This is a genomic window from Alcanivorax sp. HI0044 (genome assembly GCF_001634945.1).
In genome coordinates, this window is the sequence record NZ_LWEZ01001438.1 from 11,192 (window position 1) to 31,232 (window position 20,041).

Sequence of the window (20,041 nt, forward strand, 5' to 3'; positions counted from 1 at the left end):
ATGAGCGGCGTAAAGATACGGGTGCCGCGCAAGCTCGTTGCCGAGATGAACGTGGTGCCCTACATCGATGTGATGCTGGTACTGCTGGTGATCTTCATGGCCACGGCGCCGATGATGACCCAGGGCATCAATGTGGACCTGCCGGACAGTAACAGCGACCCCATTGATACCACCAAGAACGAACCGGTGATCATTTCCGTTACCGCCGATGGCAGCTATTTCATCGATGTGGGTGGCGAGAGCCAGAAATCTTCCAGTCTGGAAACCGTGAAAGGCCATGTGCTGCGTATCCACAAGCACAAGCCGTCCACCCTGTTTCTGGTGGAAGGCGATGGCAACGTGGCCTATGCCCGGGTGGTGTCGCTGATGGGCGCGTTACAGGAAGCGGGTATTTCCCAGCTGGGGTTGGTGACAGAACCGCAGGGACGCAATGAGTGATCGCCGCGTTGGGTTGCTGTTCACGCTGTTTATCCACCTGCTGGTATTCGGGTTGCTGGTGTTTAGCTGGAGCACGGACCCGTCTCTGCACAAGGCCCCCGTGGTGCCGCCCCATGTAAAGGCCACCATGGTGGAGCGCTCGAAACAACAGAAGGCGCCCGTGGCGAAGCCAAAAACGGAAGTGAAGCCGACGCCCAAGCCGGCAGCGAAACCGAAACCGAAACCCAAGCCTGAACCGAAAACGGAGCCCAAGCCCAAGCCAAAACCCAAGCCCAAGCCTGTGCCGGAAAAAAAACCGGATCCGGTGAAGAAGCCGGACCCGAAGCCAGCGCCCAAACCGGATCCGAAACCGGTAGTGCCCGACATTGACACTCCCAGCGTGGAAGAAATGCTGGCGGAGGAAGAGCTGGAAACGGACAGGCAGAGCAAGGCGTCTGATCAGCCCGATCAGGAAGCGGCCAGCAATGCGGATCAGGCTGACGCTGAAGTGGCCAGTTTTACCGACGCCATCGCCGCCCATGTGGGGCAGCGTTGGCGGATTCCCGGCAATTACCGTAACCGGGATGACATCACCACGCGGGTTAAAATACAGATGATCCCGGGCGGTGAAGTGATCAATGTATCGGTGGCACAAAGCAGTGGTTACCCGGATTTCGACGAATCGGTCATGAATGCCGTCAAGTTGGCCAGCCCGCTACCGGTACCGGATGGCCAGCTGTTTAACGAACAGTTTCGCTCACTGGTGATCGAATTTGATCCTGGAGTTGCACAATGAGAAGTGTGTTAAGGATGCAGCAAACCTGTAAACGCAAAGTGTGGACACAAGTCAGCATCGCCCTGATGGCCGCCCTGTGGATGGTAAATGCCCAGGCTGAGTTGTTGATCAAGGTAACAGAAGGGCGCGTGGACGCGGTGCCGATCGCAGTCGTGCCCTTTGATGGCGCGCAAAATGCGCCGGAAGATGTGTCCGAGATTATTCAGGCCGACCTGCATCGCAGTGGCCAGTTCAAGCCGCTGCCGCCGGAAGACATGCTCAGCCGGCCCCGTAATGAACAGGAAATGATCTACCGGGACTTCAAGGTGCTGGGCACGGAATACGTGATCACGGGCAGCATGAAGCGCCAGGAAACCGGTGGTTATGAAGTCAGCTATGCGCTGTTCGATGTGGCCCGGCAGAAAAAACTGATGTCGGAAACCTATCGTCCGCCAGAGTCGCAGCTGCGCGATGTGGCCCATGCCATCAGTGACCGTATCTACGAACAGCTCACCGGTATTCCCGGTGCCTTTTCCACCAAGATTCTTTATGTGACACACAATCGTCATGATGCCAACCCGTATCAGTTGCAATATGCGGATGCGGATGGCCATCGTGTGACCACGATTCTGCGTAGTAAAGAGCCGATCATGAGCCCTACCTGGTCACCGGATGGCAGGAAAATTGCTTACGTTTCTTTTGAAGACCAGGGACGCCCGGCCATTTATATTCACAGCCTGGCCACCACCGAGCGGGAAAAAGTGTCCAGTTTCAGCGGCATCAACGGTGCCCCTGACTGGTCACCGGATGGCCAGAAGCTGGCGTTAACGTTGTCGCGGGACGGTAATCCCGAAATTTATATGTTGAATCTGTCGACCAAGGCACTGACCCGGTTAACCAACAATTACGGCATTGATACCGAGCCGCGCTGGTTACCGGATGGTGAGCACCTGGTGTTTACCTCCAGCCGTTCCGGTGGCCCACAGATTTACAAACTGAACATAAATGATAAGTCGGTCCGGCGGGTTTCGTTCCAGGGCGCCTATAATGCGCGCTCGGATGTCACCCCCGACGGTCGCTATCTCGTTTATGTGCACCGGCGAAATGGAAATTTCAATGTCGGTGTGCAGGACCTCCAGCGCGGCACATTTAATATTGTGACCCGCACCGATATGGATGAATCGCCCAGTGTTGCGCCCAATGGAAGTATGGTAATTTACGGGACGCAACACGGGGGAACGGGGGTTCTGGAAGCCGTATCCATCGATGGCAGAGTGAAAGTTGAGCTGCCGTCGAAGGAAGGGGAAGTCAGAGAACCGGCATGGTCGCCGTTCCTCTGAGTGGTTCTCGGAGTCCAATACTAGGAAATTATAGGAGCTTTTCGCATGCGTTCATTACTTAACCCGCTGTTTGCCATTGTGTTGGCAGCTGCCCTGGCAGCCTGTTCCAGCACCCCGACTGAAGACGATACTTCTGCGACTGACAACATGTCTCAGCAGACTGACACTTCTCCGGTGACTCCGGTTGAGCCGTCAGAGCCGGTTAAGCCGGACACCAGCAGCATCCCGCTGACTGCTGACAACTTCTACAACCATCCGTCCAACTATGACGGTACTACCGATTCTCGCGTTATCTACTTCGCGTTCGACAGCAACACCGTTCCGGCTGCGGCTTTCGAAACCCTGCGTGCCCACGCGACTTACCTGAAGAACAACGCTAACGCGAAAATTCGTCTGGAAGGTCACGCTGATGAGCGCGGTACCCGTGAATACAACGTTGCTCTGTCCGAGCGTCGTTCCAAAGCGGTAGAGAAGTTCCTGCGCGTACAAGGTGTTGCTTCCTCACAGCTGGAAATCGTTTCCTACGGTGAAGAGAAGCCGGCAGCCTTTGGCCACGGTGAAATGGACTGGGCCAAGAACCGCCGCGTAGAAATCAACTACCTGTCCGGCCGTCCGTAAGGCATGAAGGTAGTGATGACAGCGCGCCTGTTCGCAGGCGCGATGCTCAGCTCCCTGGTGCTCTGTGCGCATGCACAGAGTACTGGGCCGCTGGCCGTTGAAGAGCGCAGCCTCGCCCAGGCGCAATCGCAAATGCGCAATACCTCCGCACCGTCTGCTGCGGTGAACGAGGATGGGTTGATGGTGTTGATGCAACAGCAGCAACAGTTTGAAGAACAGATTCAGCAGCTGCAGGGTCAGCTGGAAGAACTGCGCCACGAGCTTTCCACTCTCAAGGAAGCCGAGCGTGAGCGTTATCTGGATCTGGATACCCGAATTAATACGCTGGCTGAGCGGGGACAGACCGAGCAGCCAGAGGACGGCGCTGAAGGGGATAATGACCCGGAAGCGGACCGTGCCGCCTATAATGCCGCCAAAGACAAATTGGTCAGTGGTGACTTCAAGGGTGCCATTGCCGGTTTCGAGGCGTATCTGGGTGAATTCCCGCAGGGAATGTCCCGGGCCAACGCCCATTTCTGGGCGGGCAAGCTATACAGTGACCAGAAAGAGCCGGATTTGAAGAAGGCGGAAGGCCATTTTCAGGCGGTGGCCGACGATTACCCGGACCATAGCAAGGCCCCGAAAAGCCTCTATATTCTGGCCGTCATGCAGGCCAAGGCCGGTGAGGTTTCGCCCGCCAAGGTCAATCTGCACAAGCTGATCAAGCAATACCCGGATAGCAGCGAAGCCGGCCAGGCCAAGAGCCTGCTGGACCAGCTCAACCCGTAACCCCTTCCTGTCCCTTTACCGGCGGCACAGAGGCCGGTAAAGGTGATAGAATCCGCGCATTTCCGCCCCAACCGACGATTAAGGGGCCCTCAGGAGATGTTGTGGAACTCCGTCTTACCGAAATTTTCCATTCCCTACAGGGTGAATCCCGCACCGTGGGCTGCCCGACGGTCTTCGTGCGCCTGACCGGCTGCCCGCAGCGCTGTGTCTGGTGTGATACGGAATATGCCTTTTCCGGAGGGGAGAAATGGACCTTGGCGGCGATTCGCGAGCAGGTAGCCGCCCATGGGGCGCACTACGTGACGGTGACCGGTGGCGAACCGCTGGCCCAGCCGAATTGCCTGCCGTTGCTTACGGCGCTGTGTGATGACGGTTACCAGGTGAGCCTGGAGACCGGTGGTGCCATGGATATTGCCGGAGTGGATGAGCGCGTTTCTGTGGTCATGGACCTGAAAGCGCCGGGCTCCGGGGAACAGCACAATAATCGTCTGGAGAATATCCCCCTGCTCAAGGCGCACCATCAGGTGAAGTTCGTGCTGGCGGATCGCAAGGACTATGACTGGGCGCGTTTCATGCTGGACCAGCACCAGCTGCATAAACGGGTCAGCGATGTGCTGTTTTCGCCGGTGCAGGACGGTCTGGCGCCGGGAGCATTGGCGGACTGGATTGTGGCAGATCGCTTGCCGGTCCGTTTTCAGTTACAGCTGCATAAATACCTTTGGAATGATGCCCGGGGGCGTTGATTGGTGCCAGACGCACGATGCCTGACGTAAAGCCCGAGAGCCTTCAAGTAATGAGTAATTAAGGAGCCTTGCCATGAAAAAAGCCGTGGTGTTGCTATCCGGTGGCCTGGATTCTGCCACTTGCCTGGCCATTGCCAGGGACCAGGGCTATGAATGCCATACCATCGCCTTTGATTATGGCCAGCGGACCCGCTCGGAGCTGGATGCGGCGGTGCAGGTGTCCGGGGCGCTGGGGGCACTGAGCCACCGCGTTATTGAGCTGGGCATGGGCAATATCGGCGGCTCCGCCCTGACCGATCATTCTATCGATGTGCCGGAAGACGGTGGCGCAGGCATCCCGGTGACCTATGTGCCGGCGCGCAACACCGTGTTCCTGTCATTGGCGTTGGGTCTGGCAGAAGTGGTTGATGCACAAGCCATTTTTATTGGCGTGAATGCGGTGGACTATTCCGGTTACCCGGATTGCCGCCCGGCCTTTATCGAGGCGTTCCAGTCCATGGCCAACCTGGCCACCAAGGCCGGGGTGGAAGGCCGGCCGATGCAGATCGAGACCCCGTTGATGCACCTGAGCAAGGCGCAGATTATTCAGCAGGGGGTAGCGCTGGGGCTGGATTACGGGCTCACGGTGTCCTGCTATCAGGCTGACGAGAATGGCAATGCCTGTGGCAAATGCGACAGCTGCCGCTTGCGCAGCCAGGGGTTCGAGGATGCATTGGTTAAAGATCCAACAAACTATCAATAAAGCGGAAAAAATTTCGGTTAACCCCTTGTCACCCAGAAATAAATCCGTATTATTTGCGCCTCCTTCGGGAGCGGGTCGTTAGCTCAGTTGGTAGAGCAGTTGGCTTTTAACCAATTGGTCGCTGGTTCGAATCCAGCACGACCCACCATATTTAAAGGGCTCGCCTACGGCGGGCCCTTTTTCGTTTCAGCCTCCCGGCTTCTCTTCTCCCTTCCTCCGATGTTCTGTGCGGGCAGCGATCGATCAGCGCTGCAGTTCTCCCGTGCGTTGAAACAAGCGGTTGTCGTGTTCCTCCGCAGGCTTCCACACGGGCAGGCCAGCCAATTCAGCCAGCTCCACCATGTGTGCAGTGCCACGCCCGCCAGGGAAGGCGATGACGCCCTGTGGGCGACCATGATGCAGCATGCGGCGGTTACGCATGGGGCCGGCGGCCCGCCCATGGGCTTTCCAGTTGGCGGGGTAGCTCACCTGGTCGATGCCGTGGTTGTGGGCCCACTGGCCTGCCAGGCGGTCGGCGCCGCTGGCGTTGCCGTGAATCAACAGGCTTAGGGTGTCATCCCGGTGCAGGCGGCAGAGGGTCTGCTCCAGCAGGGCATGGTTGTCAAAATCGCGGCCACCGCAGACAAGAATACGCATTATACTGTCCATAATGTCAGTGTTGCGGGAAGTATAAGCATAGGGCTCGGCGATTGCATCTTTGTGATTGTTGTCTTGCAGGCACGTGATGGATAGGTGGATGGCCGCATTCACAGGTCGTTGACAGAGTGACAGGTTAAAGTTGTACAAGGTTTTCTTCGTGTACAACCTGAAAGAGCCCGTGCATCGTGATGCTCTTTCCTGCAACCAGTGAGGTCGCTCCATGGACAGTGCTCAATCATCATCGTTGTCGACGTTGCCCGGGGTGCGTATTCCGGTGGGGATCAGTGCTTGTCTGATGGGCTTGGAAGTGCGTCATGACAAGGGGCACAAGCATTCCCGCTACTGTACCGAGGTGCTGTCGTCGTACTTTGAATTCCGCTCGCTGTGCCCGGAAATGGGGGCGGGCATGCCGGCGCCGCGCAAGGCCATGCATCTTGTCGAGCCGGCCCAGACAGAACCGGAGCCGGGCAGCGAGGCCCTGCGCCTGCTCACCACGGACGGGGAACGCGATTGCACCGCGCTGATGCAGGATTTCATTGACCGTACGCTGCCGTCTCTGGCGCCCCTGCGCGGTTATATCCTGATGGCCAAATCTCCCAGCTGCGGGATGGAGCGAATCCGTGTTTATAACGCTGCCGGCAATGTGCAGCGCCGTGATGCCAGCGGGTTGTTCGCGGCGGCGCTGGCAGAGCGCTACCCGCTGATGCCGCTGGAAGAAGAGGGGCGATTGAATGATGCGACCCTGCGGGAGAATTTCATTGAGCGCGTTTTTCTGTATGACGACTGGTGCCAGATGATGGAGCGGGAGCTTACTGCCCAGCAACTGATCGCCTTCCATAGCCGACACAAATTCCAGCTACTGGCGCATTGTCAGAAAACCTACCGTGAATTGGGTCCCATGCTGGCGGACATGAAGGCGCGCCCGCTGGACGAGATTGCCGGGGATTATATCCAGGCGGTTATGACCGCCATGAAGAAGCGGGTCTCCCGCGGGGCGCACGTGAATACCTTGCAGCACCTGGCCGGGTTTCTGCGCCAGGACCTGGGAGATGCCGACCGGGCACTGATCAACGAGCAGATTGATGCCTACCTGCGTGAAGAGGTGCCCCTGGTGGTGCCGATGACGTTGCTGCGCGGGGCGCTGCGCAAAACGGATCAGCCGTACCTGGCCCAGCAGCGTTATCTGTCGCCGTACCCCGATCCGCTGGGGCTGAGAAACCGGGTATGAGTGACTCGGTGGAGGTTTCCCCGCTGCTTGCTCCGCAAGCCGATGGCGTCAGTATTCAGCAGGTCAGCACGCGCTGTGGTATCCCGGCGGTCACCCTGCGGGCCTGGGAGCGCCGTTATGGCTTGCTGTCCCCTGGCCGGACCGAAAAAGGCCACCGGCGTTACAGCGAGGCCGATATGGCCCGTATCCAGCAGATTCAGCAGTGGCTGGAGCGGGGCGTACCGATCAGTCAGGTGGCGGGCTTGCTGGCCCAGCCGGACACGGCGGCCAGTGCTCGCTATGAGTCGAGAGATGGCCCCTGGCAGGAGGCTGCCGTTGCGGCCGTGACGGCGCTGGAATCACTTAATACCCGCCGTCTGGAGCAGTTGCTCAACGGGTTGCTGAACGATTACAGCCATGCGCTGGTGCTGGAGCAGTTTTGTGATCCATTGCGGGCGCAACTGGCGGCCACCCCGTCGCTGGGTGGGCTGCTGACCGTGCTGGATAGCGTGCTTATGGCTAAGTGGTCGTCGCGGGCATTGTCGCTGGCGCCACGGCGCCGGGAGGCCGGCTGGCTGCTGGTGCCGGTGGGGGGCGCTTTGCCGGCCCTGGAACTGGCGATGGTATTAAACCGCCCCCTCTGGTGCCTGGCCGCTAACCTGGCTGCGGGCCAGGCACGCAGTGTCGTGGAAGGTATGGCAGGGCGAGCGGGTGGTGTGCTTTGGGTGATGGATCGCTGGCCGACTGCGGTGGAGCGTCAGCCAATCGGTATGGCCGCTGCCCGCGGCCTCAGTGAAGCCTGCTGGGGCCTGGATTTGTCCTCAATGCCGTTGCCGACGCAAGTGTCGCAGCTCAGCGGGCGCCGCCAGGCGCTGGCGAGTGAGCTGGATCGTCTGCAGCAATCCTGGAGTCACGTATGAATCTGGTCTGGTATCGCAATGACTTGCGTGTGGCCGCGCACTCGCCCTTGCAGGCCGCCCTGTCGGAATCGTCAGAGCGGTCATCGGGGCCACGGGCACTGGCGGTGTACTGCCTGTGCCAGGGGCAGTGGGATCGCCATCAAGTGGCGCCGTTACGGCGCTGGTATGTGCTGGAAAGTGTCCGTGAGCTGGGGGAGGCACTGGCCTGCCGCGGGATTGATCTGCATGTGCTGGAGGCGGATACCTTTGCTGCGGTGCCGGAGGTGCTGGCCCGGTTTGCCCAAGAGCACGGTGTGACGCATCTGTACTGCAATCGTGAGTACCCATTGAACGAAAAACAGCGCGACAAAGCGGTGGCAGAGCGGTTGCGTGGGCAGGGTGTTTGCCTGCAGGGATTCGACGATGGTGTGTTGGTGCCGCCTGCCGCATTGCGTACCGGAAAAGGCACCCCCTACACGGTGTTTGGTGCCTACAAGAAACGCTGGGATGTCTGGATGGCGGACCATCACCCGGTGGTGACGCCGGCTCCGCCAGAATCTGATCACTGCGGTAACTTTGTCGGGGCTGCGGTGGTGGACAGGGCCCTGAAATCCCTGAGCGTACCTGAGGCCTTAACGCAGCAGTGGCAATCTGGAGAAGAGGCCGCCTGGCAGCAGCTCCACCAGTTTGTGGAGCAATCACTGGCGGGTTATCGCCGCCAGCGGGATTTTCCCGATATTGCGGGCACCAGTGGTTTGTCGGCGGCGTTATCCGCTGGGACCTTGTCCGTGGCCAGCTGTTACCGGGCGGCGAGTCAGGCCATGGCAGATGCGGGAAGCCGTGACGGTGCCGCGTGCTGGATCGGTGAACTGGCCTGGCGGGATTTCTATCGGCAGATCATGGCGCAGTTTCCCCGTGTCAGCCGCGGCCAGGCATTCCGACCCGAAACCGATCTGTTGCAATGGGACCAGGATGACGAACGCTTCACCGCCTGGTGCGAAGGGCGTACCGGTTACCCGTTGGTGGATGCGGCCATGCGTCAGCTGGTTGCCACCGGCTGGATGCACAACCGGCTGCGTATGGTGACAGCCATGTTTCTCAGCAAGCATCTTTGGCTGGACTGGCGTCGCGGAGAAGCCTTTTTCATGGAACACCTGCTGGATGGGGATTTTGCGGCCAACAACGGGGGCTGGCAGTGGAGCGCGTCGGCGGGCACGGATGCGGTGCCCTATTTTCGGGTCTTCAACCCGGTGCGCCAAAGCCAGCGTTTTGATGCACAGGGACGTTTTATTGCCCGCTGGGTGCCGGAACTAAACGGGCTGGACAGCAAGCAAATCCATGAGCCCTGGAAGCAACCGTTACTGGCCCCGGATTATCCGCCACCCATCGTGCCCCATGCCGGGGTGCGTGAGCGGGTGACCACCGCGTTCAAGGCGGCCAAGACACAGTTTGATCAGGCGCAATCCATGGGCTCGGCTATGGAAAACAACATGGGTAACAGCAAAAAGGAAAAGGCATGAGTCAGCGTATCGCCATCGTCGGAGCCGGGATCAGTGGGCTCACCTCAGCCTGGTATCTGTCCAAAGCGGGCCATCAGGTTGAGGTGTTTGAAGCCAATGACTATCTGGGTGGCCATACCTGTACGGTGCCGGTTTCCCGGCCCCACGGGGAATACGCGATTGATGTGGGGTTTATCGTCTTCAATGACCGCACCTACCCGAACTATCTGCGCCTGCTGGATGAATTGGGCATACAGGGGCAGCCGACGCCCATGGGTTTTGCGGTGAGCGACCAGAAGAACGGGCTGGAATATTGTGGCGACGGGCTGGGGGGCATGTTTGCCCAAAAACGCAACCTGTTCAGCTCATCACACTGGCGCTTTATTGGTGACATCTTGCGATTCAACAAGCAGGCGCCGGCCTTGCTCAATAGCGCAGAGGGAGACATTCCTCTGGGGCAATATTTGCGTGAGCACGGTTACGGTGAGCGCTTTTGTCGGGATTATATTCTGGCCATGGGCGGGGCTATCTGGTCTTGCTCACTGGAGCAGATGGAGGTGTTTCCTGCCCGGTTCTTTATTCAGTTTTTCCAGAACCATGGCCTGCTGTCGCTGAATGATCGCCCGCAGTGGTTTGTGGTGCCGGGCGGCTCCAATCAATATGTGCAGCCACTGGTGGACGGTTGTGAGGCCGCGTTTCATATCGCCACACCGGTGCAGGGGATACGTCGAGATCATCACGGGGTGTACGTCACCGCACAGGGCAAAGAGCAGCACTTTGACCAGGTAGTGCTGGCCTGCCACAGCGACCAGGCTTTGGCATTGCTGGATGATCCGGATGCGCGAGAAAAAGACGCCTTGTCGCAATTGGGTTATCAGGACAATGAGGTGGTCTTGCACACGGATACCCGGCTTTTGCCCCGTCGCGAGCGGGTCTGGTCCAGCTGGAATGCTCTATTGTTTGAACAGGATCAGGAGCGGGTTCAGGTGACCTACAACATGAATATCCTGCAGGGCATCAGCGCCCCGGAAACGTTCTGTGTGACGCTCAATGCCACCGACCTTATTGATGAAGAACAGATCCTGGCCCGCTACCGTTTTGCGCACCCGTTGTTCACTCCGCACACCGTGGCGGCCCGGGAGCAATTGCTGAAAGAAAACGGCAAACGGGGTACCTGGTTTGCCGGTGCCTGGTGTCGCAATGGCTTTCATGAAGATGGTGTGGTGTCTGCGTTGAACGTGGTGGAAGGCATTGCTGGCACAGCGCAGCCGGGGAGTGCTGCGTAATGCGTGCCTCGGCAGAGCAGGCGGTAATGTCCTGTGCCATTGCCCAGGGGCGGGTCTGGCATCAGCGCTTGCAACCCTTTACGCATCGCTTTGACTACCCGCTGTGGATGGTCTGGTGCGATCTGGAAAAAATTGATGAGTTGCTGGGACGACACTGGGCCTGGGGCCGGGCATGGCGACCGGTAACGTTCCGTGACCGGGACTACCTGGATGACCGTTGCGTGCCGCTGGCGGAAAAAGTGCAGCAAAAAGCCGCCACTCTGGGGTTGGACTGGTCCCGGGGGCGGACCTTTATGCTGGGGCAGTGGCGTACGTTTGGTTCCCTGTTCAATCCGCTGGTGCTGTACCTGCATTTTCCTGAAGGGCAAAGCCAGCCCGACAGCATGATTGCCGAGGTGCAGAATACCCCCTGGCGTGAGCGCCACTTTTACCCGCTCACGTTTTCTTGTGGTGATAACGACGCCCTGGTGGTTGATCACCCCAAAGCCTTCCATGTCTCCCCCTTCCTGCCCATGTTGCTGCAATATCACTGGGATCTTCACGTTGCCTTACCCGATCTGCGAATAGGGTTAGAGGACCGGGAGAACCAGGTTCCCGTCTTCAAGGCCGGGGTGAAATTGCAATTATTTGCGTCAGAACCGGCGATGATGGGTAAGGGCATTTTCCGGTTTGGTGCACAGGGGTTGGCCACGCTGAAACGTATTTACTGGCAGGCCTTCAAACTGTGGCGCAAGGGGGCGGTCTTCCATGGCCACCCCGCTGGCAAGCGCGATGAATGCGATCAAGGAAACAGGGAGTGAGACAAATGCTGTCTGGCGATAAAGCCTCTGACAATAAAGGTGACCAGGCCGGCACACTGAGTTGGCCGCAATCGGTGGCGCGCACGCTGGTGTTGAATCAGCTTGAGAAACTGCCGCGGGGTGGCCTGCGTATCGATGAGCCAGATGGTAATACGGTCATGCTTGGTTCCGCCGTGCGGGACAATAACGCTCTGGCTAATGACCTGGGGCACATCGTACTGGCCGACTGGCGCACCTACAGCATGATGATGAGCGGTGGGGCGCTGGGGGCGGCGGAAGCGTTTATGGAGCAGGGCTGGTCCAGCCCGGACCTGATCAAGGTGATTCGCTATTTCGCGGCCAATGTGGATGCCATGCAAGCCCTGGAAGGTGGCTTTGCGGCCCTGTCCAAGCCGGCGCTGAAAATGCTGCATCGCTACAACCGTAATTCACTGCAAGGTTCCCGCCGGAATATTTCTGCCCACTATGATCTGGGCAACGATTTTTTCAGCCTGTTTCTTGATCGCACCATGATGTATTCCAGTGCGGTGTTTCCCCACCCGGATGCGTCCCTTGAAGAAGCGTCTGTACACAAGCTGGACCTGATCTGTCAGCGCCTGCAATTGCAGCCGGGGATGACCCTGCTGGAAATCGGCACCGGCTGGGGTGGGTTGGCCCTGCATGCGGCACGGCATTATGGCGTCACCGTTACCACCACAACTATCTCCCGTGAGCAGGCCCGCTATGCCCGCCAACAGGTGGCCGATGCCGGGTTGGATAACTGCATCACCATTCTGGAAAATGACTACCGTGAACTCACCGGCCAATACGATCGTGTGGTGTCGGTGGAAATGATTGAAGCGGTGGGGGCAGAATTTCTGCCGGGATACTTTGACGTACTCGGCAAACGCTTGAAGCCGGAAGGGCTGTTGTTGATTCAGGCGATCACCGTGCCGGACCAGCGTTATGAGTACGCGCTCAAGCAGGTGGATTTTATCAAGCGCTATATCTTTCCGGGCGGCTTCCTGCCCAGCGTGTCGGTGATGTGCGATAACCTGACCCGCCATACCCGCCTGGTGGCCACCGAGTTGCATGATATCGGCCACGATTACGCCCTTACCCTGAATCACTGGCGGCAACGTTTTCATGGTGCCTTGTCCCGCATTCGGGAACTGGGGTTTGATGAGCGGTTCGTGCGTATGTGGGAGTACTATCTGTGCTACTGCGAGGGGGCGTTCCTGGAACGGGCGATCAGCACGGTGCACCTGGTGGCCGCCGGTCCCGCCTATCGGCCCTCGTTAAAGGCTTGAAAACAGCCATAAGCGGGCGCATTTTATTCTCTGCAGGGCTAGTCATTGGCCGTGATTCAGCGGTTCTTTGATGTTGTGGTATTATGCCCGCCTTATTTTTCGTATTAACTTTCCAAGTTGTTGATATCAAGGGGAAACCCTGGGCGGTAAGGCAATGACTGCAGAGGCACAAGCACGGGTTCAGGCGCACCTGGCCAAGGTGGAGCCGGACGACACGCTCAGCGATGAGCAGCGTGCATCCTATCGTGACCGGATCAAGGCGCTGTTGCGTCAGCGTGATGCGGTGCTGGTGGCGCACTACTACACGGACCCCGAGATCCAGTCTCTGGCAGAAGAGACCGGTGGTTGTGTGTCTGACTCCCTGGAAATGGCACGTTTCGGTAAAGACCATCCCGCGTCCACGCTGATTGTGGCGGGGGTCAAGTTCATGGGCGAGACCGCCAAGATCCTCAGCCCGGAAAAGCGCGTTTTCATGCCGACACTGGAAGCCACCTGTTCGCTGGATATCGGTTGCCCGGAAGACGAATTCTCTGCCTTCTGTGACCAGCACCCGGACCGTACGGTGGTGGTTTACGCCAATACCTCTGCTGCAGTGAAAGCCCGCGCTGACTGGGTTGTCACTTCCTCCATTGCAGTGGAGCTGATTGAGCACCTGGATAGCAACGGCGAAAAAATCCTGTGGGCACCGGACAAACACCTTGGCGGTTATGTGCGCGACAAGTCCGGCGCCGACGTGCTGTGCTGGGACGGCGCGTGCATCGTGCACGAAGAGTTCAAGGCCAAAGGCTTGCACGATTTAAAAGCCGCGTACCCGGATGCTGCCATTCTGGTGCACCCGGAATCGCCGGCGTCAGTGGTGGCTATGGCGGATGTGGTGGGTTCCACCTCGCAGCTGATCAAGGCCGCCTGCGAGATGGAAAACGACGCCTTTATTGTTGCCACGGACAAGGGCATTTTCTACAAGATGCAGCAACTGGCGCCGGGGAAAACCTTCCTGGAAGCGCCGACCGCAGGGTCCGGGGCAACGTGCCGCAGTTGCGCCCACTGCCCGTGGATGGCCATGAATGGCCTGCAGAACATGCTGGCAGTGCTGGAAGATGAAAACGGCATGGGCCAGGAAATCTTTGTGGATGAGGCCCTGGCTGAGAAAGCCATGGTGCCGTTGAATCGCATGCTGGATTTCGGTCAATCCCTGAAAGGCTAGAATAGCCCGAGGCCTGACCAGGTGATCTGCGTAACAGGTTGCGGGGTCAGGCGGTTACGGGGGACGAGTGGCGACAGGCGAGAGCCCGGCGGATTCTCGTACCTCCCTCTTCATTTTAACTCTTCATTTCTGCTCTTAATCAAAACTCCTCTTCGGATAATCGCTGCATTTCCCGCAGGCGCCCATTCAGTTTGCTGTACAGCGCAAAGTCGTTTTCTGCATCGCGCAGGGCATAACGCATTTGTTGCTGGGCCTTGGGATCGTTGCCGCGCAGGAACTGGCTTTCGGCGCGGGCATGCAGGGCTCGCACGGTATCGCCACTGTTGCCGTAGGCATCGGCCGCCAGGTCCCAGATATGCGGATCATTGGCGTGCTCATGGACAAGCGGTTTGAGTAGCGGCAGGGCCTTTTCTGGCTGCTTGCTGCGCAGATAAGCCTTGCTCTGCAGGATGGACGCCGCGTAGTTGTCCGGAGAAATCTTCTGTACCCACTCGGTTTCCTGAATGGTCAGAGGGTAGTTGCCTTCATCGAGGGCCACTTCCGCCAGTCCCAGGTGGAACCAGAGCTGGTCGGGGTATTGGTCCGCCAGCCCCTGCATCAACTCGCGGGCCTGATCATAGTGATTGGCGCGCAAATAACTCAGGGCCAGACCGTACCGTGCCGCCTGTAACCCAAGCGCGCTACGTTCGTTGCTGTAGCGTTTGAAGTATTCAATGGCCTGATCGTCAGAGGTGATGAAACCCGCCTTGAGGCGCGCCTGGGCCAGCAGAAAGCCGGTGGATACCGACAGCCGTGCCGGGGGCAGGGTGCGAGCCCGTGCCCGGCTGTCGGCAATACGGCTTTCGGTCACCGGGTGAGTGAGCAGGAACTCCGGCGGATCGCCGGAGAAACGCTGGCTATCGTGCATGCGTTCGAAAAAACGCGGCATGGCGCCCGGGTCCATGCCGGAGGCGGCCAGGGTTTGCATGCCGACCCGGTCGGCTTCCCGTTCATTCTGGCGTGAGTAGGCCAGTTGGGCCTGAATGGCGCCGGCCTGGGTAGCGGCAATGCCGGCCATGCCGGCTTCCCCGTCACCAGCAATGGCCACGGCCAGGCTGGCCAGCATGGCCGCCAGCACGGCGGTGTTCATTTTTTTGGAATCCAGATAGCGGCGGGCAAAGTGCCGCTGGCTCACGTGGGCAATTTCGTGGGCAACCACCCCGGCCACTTCGTCTTCGCTTTCCGCATTCAGAAACAGGCCGGCGTTGAGCCCGATAACGCCGCCGGGCACCGCGAAGGCGTTAATCTGGCGGCTGTTGATGACCACGATATCCAGGTTGGGCTCTTTCAGGTCGCTGTAGGATGCCAGGCGGTAGACCAGGCTTTCCACGTACTCCTGCACCATGGGATCAGACATGATGGAGGTCTGGCCGCGCAGGCTGCGCAGCCAGGCCCGCCCCAGGCGATATTCCTGATCGGCGGACATCAGCGCGGCAGTGGGGTCCCCGAGCACCGGCAGGTTGTCATCGGCGGCGGACGGACTGGCCAGCCAGCAGCAGCTGAACAGTAAAAAAGTACGTGCAAACAGCGTCAACAAATTGTGGCTCCGTCCAGGGACGAGTAACGGGTGATGGAATTTCGGGTATCGCTACGCGGGCACTGAATCAATGCCCGGCTTGTGACTATAATGCCGTCAGGGCGGCGATGAATGAAGCGATTACAATGACTGAAAACCCTGTATCCGAACAAATGGTTGATCTCCATGTGGATGCCTCCACGTTACAATGCCCGCTGCCGTTATTGAAAACCCGGCAGGCGTTACGGCAACTCCGCGCCGGGCAAGTGCTGGAAGTGATCGCCACGGACACCGGCTCAGCCAGTGATATCCCTGCTTATCTGAGACAATCCTGTCATGAGCTAGTTCGCATGCAGGAAAGCAAAGGCCGCTACTGTTTTGTTATCCGCTGCGGCACACAGGAGCCTTGATGCTGCGCATACTGAGAAACTGGGCCGATAATTACTTCTCCGATGAAGAAGCGGTGTATCTGGTTGTTCTGCTGTTGGTCATTGGCCTGACCATCGCGTTCTTCGGCGGCATGCTGGCCCCGGTGTTGACGGCCATGGTGGTTGCTTACCTGATGCAGGGACTGGTGGGCGCGCTGGAACGCCGGGGTGTGAAACGCATGCTGGCGGTCGGCCTGGTGTTCACGCTGTTCATGGGGCTGCTGATTGCCACACTGATCGTATTATTGCCCATGGTCTGGCGGCAGCTGGTGCTGCTGGTTCAGGACCAGTTGCCCCATATGCTCAAGAACGGGGAAATCTGGTTGCGGGGGTTGCCGGCCCATTACCCGGAAATTATTTCCATGGAACAGGTGAATTCCATTGTTGCGGTGATTCAGCGGGAAGTGGCGGAAGCCGGGCAAGGGGTGCTGACCCTGTCGCTGGCGTCGATCCCGAACCTGGTGGAAATCATGGTGTTCCTGGTGCTGGTGCCGTTGCTGGTGTTCTTTTTTCTGAAGGACCGGGAAACCCTGGTGAACTGGATGCTGGGTTTTCTGCCCCGCAAGCGGCGGATCCTCTCCCATGTATGGCAGGAAATGGACGGCCAGATTGCCAATTATGTGCGGGGCAAGGCAATTGAGATTCTGTTGGTGGGCGGGGCGACCTTTATTGCCTTTGTGCTGCTGGACACGAATTACGCGGTGCTGCTGGCGGTGCTGGTGGGGTTGTCGGTGGTAGTGCCGTATATTGGCGCCACCGTGGTGACCTTGCCGGTGGCCGCGGTGGCTTATGTGCAGTTCGGCTGGGGCGGGGATTTCGCCCTGGTGATGATCGTGTACGGCATTATCCAGTTCATTGACGGCAATATTCTGGTGCCGCTGTTGTTTTCCGAGGCGGTGAACCTGCACCCGGTGGCGATCATTACTGCGATTCTGCTGTTCGGTGGGCTGTGGGGGCTGTGGGGTGTGTTTTTCGCCATTCCATTGGCGACGTTGATCAAGGCGGTGATCAATGCCTGGCCGAGGCAGGGAGGATACCCTGCCGGTGCTCTTGAGGAGCAGCCAGAGTCCTGATGTTTGACGCCTGATGCTGAAAGAGAACACGCTTGCGTCACCGCATGGCGTCAGGCTTTGGGCATCAGGCGTTAGGCGTTAGGCGTAATCCCCAGCGCATCCAGTTCGGCGAGCAGGTCTTCGTGATGGGTTTTGGTCTTGAATTTGTCCATCACCTTCAGCAACTTGCCATCCTTGCCGACGATAAAGGTGGTGCGGATGAGCCCCATGAATTCCTTGCCCATGAATTTTTTCATGCCCCAGCATCCGTATTTCTCGGCGGTGGCGTGATCTTCGTCGGATAGCAAAGTGAAGTTCAGGTCATGCTTGTCGATAAACTTGGGCAAGCGAGCAACCGCATCCGGGCTGATGCCGAACACAACCACACCCCGCTTTTCCAGCTCGGCCTTGGTGTCGCGGATGCCGCAGGCCTGGGTGGTACAGCCCGGGGTGAGGGCCTTGGGGTAGAAAAAAATCACCACCGGGTTGTTGTCCCTGAAGGATCGCAATTCAATCCGGTTGCCGTCCTGATCCGGCAGTTTGAAGTTGGGGGCCAGATTGCCAATCTTGGGGTGTGCCATGTCTGTGTCTATTTCCCTTGTCTTGGTTGATGTCTTTTGCGTGCTGCGTGAAGCGTGCTGCGGATTTTAACGCTTCGGTGTCATGGTGGCGTCCAGGTTGCGCGCTTCACAGAAATCCAGGAACGCATCGCGTAACTGGGCCACGGAGTGCTCCGCGCTCATGCTCAGGATCAGCTGCAGGCTGAACATGCGGGTGCCGGTGTGGGGCGCAGCGTAAGTACCGGTATGCAAATCATCAATATTGATATTGCGCGCGGAAAAGAAATTGGCGATTTCATGGACGATGCCGGGGTTGTCCATGGCGACGACCTCTACCTCGTAGGGCAGGGCCGCAGGCCGGGCATCCGGGGCGCTGGTGCGCTTGAGCGTGATCAGCAGGTCCAGCTGCTTGGCCAGTTGCTGCTGCCCGGCTTCCAGGTTATCCAGGGTAGTCGCGCTGCCGGCGACCAGCATCAGTACGGCAAATTCGCCACCCAACACGGTCATGCGTGAATCCATGATGCTGCCATCGTATTCCAGCACGGCTTTGGACAGAGCCTGCACAATGCCGGGCCGGTCCGTACCCAGGGCGGAAATGACAATTAACTGGTCCATGGCTGCTCTCCATCAGTGGTGGGCCATCTGTTTTATGGCCCGAGCAATACCGGGGCGGGCTCCGGTACGCCGGGCTAAAGTCGCCCTCTGCTGGGGCGTGTGTGGCCAATTAGTCTACCCAGTTCATTCCGCACTGAACACTTGTTGGCCAGGCTGGTCTCAATACCGGGCCCTCAAGGTGTTGTGGTTTTTCAGCCGCCAGTGACATCCGCAGGAGGAAACGGGGGACTCGCGTCTTGTCCGCCTTGGGGGCGAGGTTTACCATAGCGCCCTTCAGTCGACGATAGTGCCTGCTGGCAGGAAGCGTCGCGGTTAATTGGCGTACAGCGTTTGCGCACAACAGGAGACAGGCATGATTCGCGGCAGCATAGTGGCCTTGGTGACCCCCATGCGTGCAGATGGGTCCGTGGACTGGGAGCGTTTGCGCTCGCTGGTTAACTGGCATGTAGAGCAGGGCACCCACGCCATCGTGGCTGTGGGCACCACGGGTGAATCCGCCACGCTGGGCTTTGAAGAGCATGACAGTGTGATCCGTGAAGTGGTAGCACTGGCCAAGGGGCGCATTCCGGTGATTGCCGGTACCGGCGCAAACAATACCGAAGAAGCCATTCGCCTGACCCGTGACGCGAAACGGGATGGCGCGGATGCCTGTCTGCTGGTGACCCCTTACTACAACAAGCCCCCCCAGGAAGGCCTGTATCAGCACTTTCTGGCGGTAGCCCGTGCCGTGGATATCCCGCAAATCCTGTATAACGTGCCCGGCCGGACCTCCTGTGATCTGTTGCCGGAGACCGTGGAACGCTTGAGCAAGGTGCCAAACATTGTCGGCATCAAGGAAGCCACCGGGAATCTGGAGCGTGCCCGTGAAATCCGTGAGCGTTGCGGTGACGACTTCATGCTTTATTCCGGCGATGACGCCACCGCTTTGGATTTTATCCTGGCTGGCGGCCACGGCGATATTTCGGTGACCGCCAATGTGGCTCCGGCGAAAATGGCAGCCATGTGTGAAGCGGCCCTGGCCGGGGATGCAGATAAAGCCCGTGCACTGAATGCGGAACTTGAACCCCTGCACCGTGATCTGTTTATTGAAGCGAATCCGATCCCGGTAAAATGGGCACTGTTTGAAATGGGGCTGATTGACGCAGGTATCCGGCTGCCGCTGGTGTCGCTGTCAGAAGCTGCCCAGCCGCGGTTGCGTGAAACCATGCGCCAGTGCGGCCTGCTGGAGGTTAAATGAAGAAAGCGGCGCTGCTTGTACCACTGATGCTCGCCCTGATGGTTGCCGGTTGTAGCTGGTTGCCGGATAGCAGTCTGGAATACCGCAAAGCCGCGGTGACCGATCCGATCAAGGTGCCGGAAGGTGGCGTGTTTATTGGTGAGCAGCCGCTGTATGCGGTGCCTCGTCAGGACGAGCGGTTGACCGGCCCCCGTGAGGATGAAGACCGTTTTCAGCCACCTCGCCCGCCGCAACTGGTGGTGCTGGGGATTACGCCTAACGCCTAACGCCTGATGCCCAAAGCCTGACGCCATGCGGTGACGCAAGCGTGTTCTCTTTCAGCATCAGGCGTCAAACATCAGGACTCTGGCTGCTCCTCAAGAGCACCG

Annotated in this window: 22 protein-coding genes and 1 tRNA gene; 19 read left to right on the forward strand and 4 right to left on the reverse strand. The window is 58.8% G+C overall.

The window, feature by feature from the left end:
• From tolR to A3730_RS21415, 8 genes are all read left to right on the forward strand, one after another.
• Positions 1-438 carry a protein TolR gene (gene tolR, locus A3730_RS21380; RefSeq protein WP_063521412.1) on the forward strand — a complete coding sequence of 146 codons (438 nt, stop codon included), beginning with the start codon at positions 1-3 and terminating at the stop codon, positions 436-438.
• Positions 431-1,213: a cell envelope integrity protein TolA gene (gene tolA / locus A3730_RS21385; RefSeq protein WP_063538872.1), complete on the forward strand. Its 783-nt coding sequence runs from the start codon at positions 431-433 to the stop codon at positions 1,211-1,213. The genes tolR and tolA overlap by 8 nt, the downstream gene beginning before the upstream one ends.
• Positions 1,210-2,532 carry a Tol-Pal system beta propeller repeat protein TolB gene (tolB, locus tag A3730_RS21390; RefSeq protein WP_231880713.1) on the forward strand — a complete coding sequence of 441 codons (1,323 nt, stop codon included), beginning with the start codon at positions 1,210-1,212 and terminating at the stop codon, positions 2,530-2,532. Before tolA ends, tolB begins: the two co-directional genes overlap by 4 nt.
• Before the next feature lie 45 nt (positions 2,533-2,577).
• Positions 2,578-3,150, forward strand: a complete 573-nt coding sequence (pal, locus tag A3730_RS21395; RefSeq protein ID WP_007150084.1) for a peptidoglycan-associated lipoprotein Pal — start codon at positions 2,578-2,580, stop codon at positions 3,148-3,150.
• A gap of 15 nt (positions 3,151-3,165) precedes the next feature.
• Positions 3,166-3,918 carry a tol-pal system protein YbgF gene (gene ybgF, locus A3730_RS21400; protein ID WP_231880465.1) on the forward strand — a complete coding sequence of 251 codons (753 nt, stop codon included), beginning with the start codon at positions 3,166-3,168 and terminating at the stop codon, positions 3,916-3,918.
• Between the two features lie 101 nt (positions 3,919-4,019).
• Positions 4,020-4,661, forward strand: coding sequence for a 7-carboxy-7-deazaguanine synthase QueE (gene queE / locus A3730_RS21405; RefSeq protein WP_063518861.1), 642 nt, complete (start codon positions 4,020-4,022; stop codon positions 4,659-4,661).
• A gap of 73 nt (positions 4,662-4,734) precedes the next feature.
• Positions 4,735-5,403: a 7-cyano-7-deazaguanine synthase QueC gene (queC, locus tag A3730_RS21410; protein WP_063518860.1), complete on the forward strand. Its 669-nt coding sequence runs from the start codon at positions 4,735-4,737 to the stop codon at positions 5,401-5,403.
• A 72-nt stretch (positions 5,404-5,475) separates the two neighbouring features.
• Positions 5,476-5,551, forward strand: a tRNA-Lys gene (locus A3730_RS21415).
• Between the two features lie 95 nt (positions 5,552-5,646).
• On the opposite strand, the gene A3730_RS21420 is transcribed toward A3730_RS21415, so the two are convergent.
• Positions 5,647-6,039, reverse strand: coding sequence for a DUF2493 domain-containing protein (locus A3730_RS21420; RefSeq protein ID WP_007148944.1), 393 nt, complete (start codon positions 6,037-6,039; stop codon positions 5,647-5,649).
• A gap of 223 nt (positions 6,040-6,262) precedes the next feature.
• Between A3730_RS21420 and A3730_RS21425 the strand changes: the two genes are divergently transcribed.
• From A3730_RS21425 to nadA, 7 genes are all read left to right on the forward strand, one after another.
• Positions 6,263-7,270 carry a DUF523 and DUF1722 domain-containing protein gene (locus A3730_RS21425; protein WP_156496746.1) on the forward strand — a complete coding sequence of 336 codons (1,008 nt, stop codon included), beginning with the start codon at positions 6,263-6,265 and terminating at the stop codon, positions 7,268-7,270.
• The gene (locus A3730_RS21430; RefSeq protein ID WP_063518858.1) at positions 7,267-8,169 is read left to right on the forward strand and encodes a MerR family transcriptional regulator; all 903 of its coding nucleotides are present in this window, start codon (positions 7,267-7,269) and stop codon (positions 8,167-8,169) included. The genes A3730_RS21425 and A3730_RS21430 overlap by 4 nt, the downstream gene beginning before the upstream one ends.
• Positions 8,166-9,668, forward strand: a complete 1,503-nt coding sequence (locus A3730_RS21435; RefSeq protein ID WP_063518857.1) for a deoxyribodipyrimidine photo-lyase — start codon at positions 8,166-8,168, stop codon at positions 9,666-9,668. Before A3730_RS21430 ends, A3730_RS21435 begins: the two co-directional genes overlap by 4 nt.
• Positions 9,665-10,933 carry an NAD(P)/FAD-dependent oxidoreductase gene (locus A3730_RS21440; protein WP_063538874.1) on the forward strand — a complete coding sequence of 423 codons (1,269 nt, stop codon included), beginning with the start codon at positions 9,665-9,667 and terminating at the stop codon, positions 10,931-10,933. Before A3730_RS21435 ends, A3730_RS21440 begins: the two co-directional genes overlap by 4 nt.
• Positions 10,933-11,733 carry a DUF1365 domain-containing protein gene (locus A3730_RS21445; RefSeq protein WP_063521173.1) on the forward strand — a complete coding sequence of 267 codons (801 nt, stop codon included), beginning with the start codon at positions 10,933-10,935 and terminating at the stop codon, positions 11,731-11,733. Before A3730_RS21440 ends, A3730_RS21445 begins: the two co-directional genes overlap by 1 nt.
• 5 nt (positions 11,734-11,738) lie before the next feature.
• Complete coding sequence (locus A3730_RS21450) at positions 11,739-13,022, forward strand: cyclopropane-fatty-acyl-phospholipid synthase family protein (RefSeq protein WP_063538876.1); 1,284 nt, start codon at positions 11,739-11,741, stop codon at positions 13,020-13,022.
• A 154-nt stretch (positions 13,023-13,176) separates the two neighbouring features.
• Complete coding sequence (nadA, locus tag A3730_RS21455; RefSeq protein ID WP_082872487.1) at positions 13,177-14,226, forward strand: quinolinate synthase NadA; 1,050 nt, start codon at positions 13,177-13,179, stop codon at positions 14,224-14,226.
• 139 nt (positions 14,227-14,365) lie between these two features.
• Here nadA and A3730_RS21460 read toward each other — a convergent pair whose 3' ends face one another.
• On the reverse strand, positions 14,366-15,802 hold the full coding sequence (locus tag A3730_RS21460; RefSeq protein ID WP_231880762.1) for a M48 family metalloprotease: 1,437 nt from the start codon (positions 15,800-15,802) through the stop codon (positions 14,366-14,368).
• A 107-nt stretch (positions 15,803-15,909) separates the two neighbouring features.
• Here A3730_RS21460 and A3730_RS21465 point away from each other — a divergent pair, with 107 nt between their 5' ends.
• Both A3730_RS21465 and A3730_RS21470 read left to right on the forward strand, forming a co-directional pair.
• The gene (locus A3730_RS21465; RefSeq protein ID WP_007150804.1) at positions 15,910-16,191 is read left to right on the forward strand and encodes a sulfurtransferase TusA family protein; all 282 of its coding nucleotides are present in this window, start codon (positions 15,910-15,912) and stop codon (positions 16,189-16,191) included.
• Positions 16,191-17,282, forward strand: a complete 1,092-nt coding sequence (locus A3730_RS21470; RefSeq protein WP_063521513.1) for an AI-2E family transporter — start codon at positions 16,191-16,193, stop codon at positions 17,280-17,282. Before A3730_RS21465 ends, A3730_RS21470 begins: the two co-directional genes overlap by 1 nt.
• Positions 17,283-17,353: 71 nt before the next feature.
• On the opposite strand, the gene bcp is transcribed toward A3730_RS21470, so the two are convergent.
• Both bcp and A3730_RS21480 read right to left on the reverse strand, forming a co-directional pair.
• Entirely contained in the window at positions 17,354-17,842 is a 489-nt protein-coding gene (gene bcp, locus A3730_RS21475) for a thioredoxin-dependent thiol peroxidase (RefSeq protein ID WP_063521514.1), read from the reverse strand.
• Positions 17,843-17,908: 66 nt separating this feature from the next.
• Positions 17,909-18,436: a glycine cleavage system protein R gene (locus tag A3730_RS21480; RefSeq protein WP_063521515.1), complete on the reverse strand. Its 528-nt coding sequence runs from the start codon at positions 18,434-18,436 to the stop codon at positions 17,909-17,911.
• Positions 18,437-18,788: 352 nt separating this feature from the next.
• Here A3730_RS21480 and dapA point away from each other — a divergent pair, with 352 nt between their 5' ends.
• Both dapA and A3730_RS21490 read left to right on the forward strand, forming a co-directional pair.
• On the forward strand, positions 18,789-19,673 hold the full coding sequence (dapA, locus tag A3730_RS21485) for a 4-hydroxy-tetrahydrodipicolinate synthase (protein ID WP_039926965.1): 885 nt from the start codon (positions 18,789-18,791) through the stop codon (positions 19,671-19,673).
• The gene (locus tag A3730_RS21490; RefSeq protein WP_231884008.1) at positions 19,670-19,939 is read left to right on the forward strand and encodes a hypothetical protein; all 270 of its coding nucleotides are present in this window, start codon (positions 19,670-19,672) and stop codon (positions 19,937-19,939) included. The genes dapA and A3730_RS21490 overlap by 4 nt, the downstream gene beginning before the upstream one ends.
• The last annotated feature ends 102 nt before the right edge of the window (positions 19,940-20,041 follow it).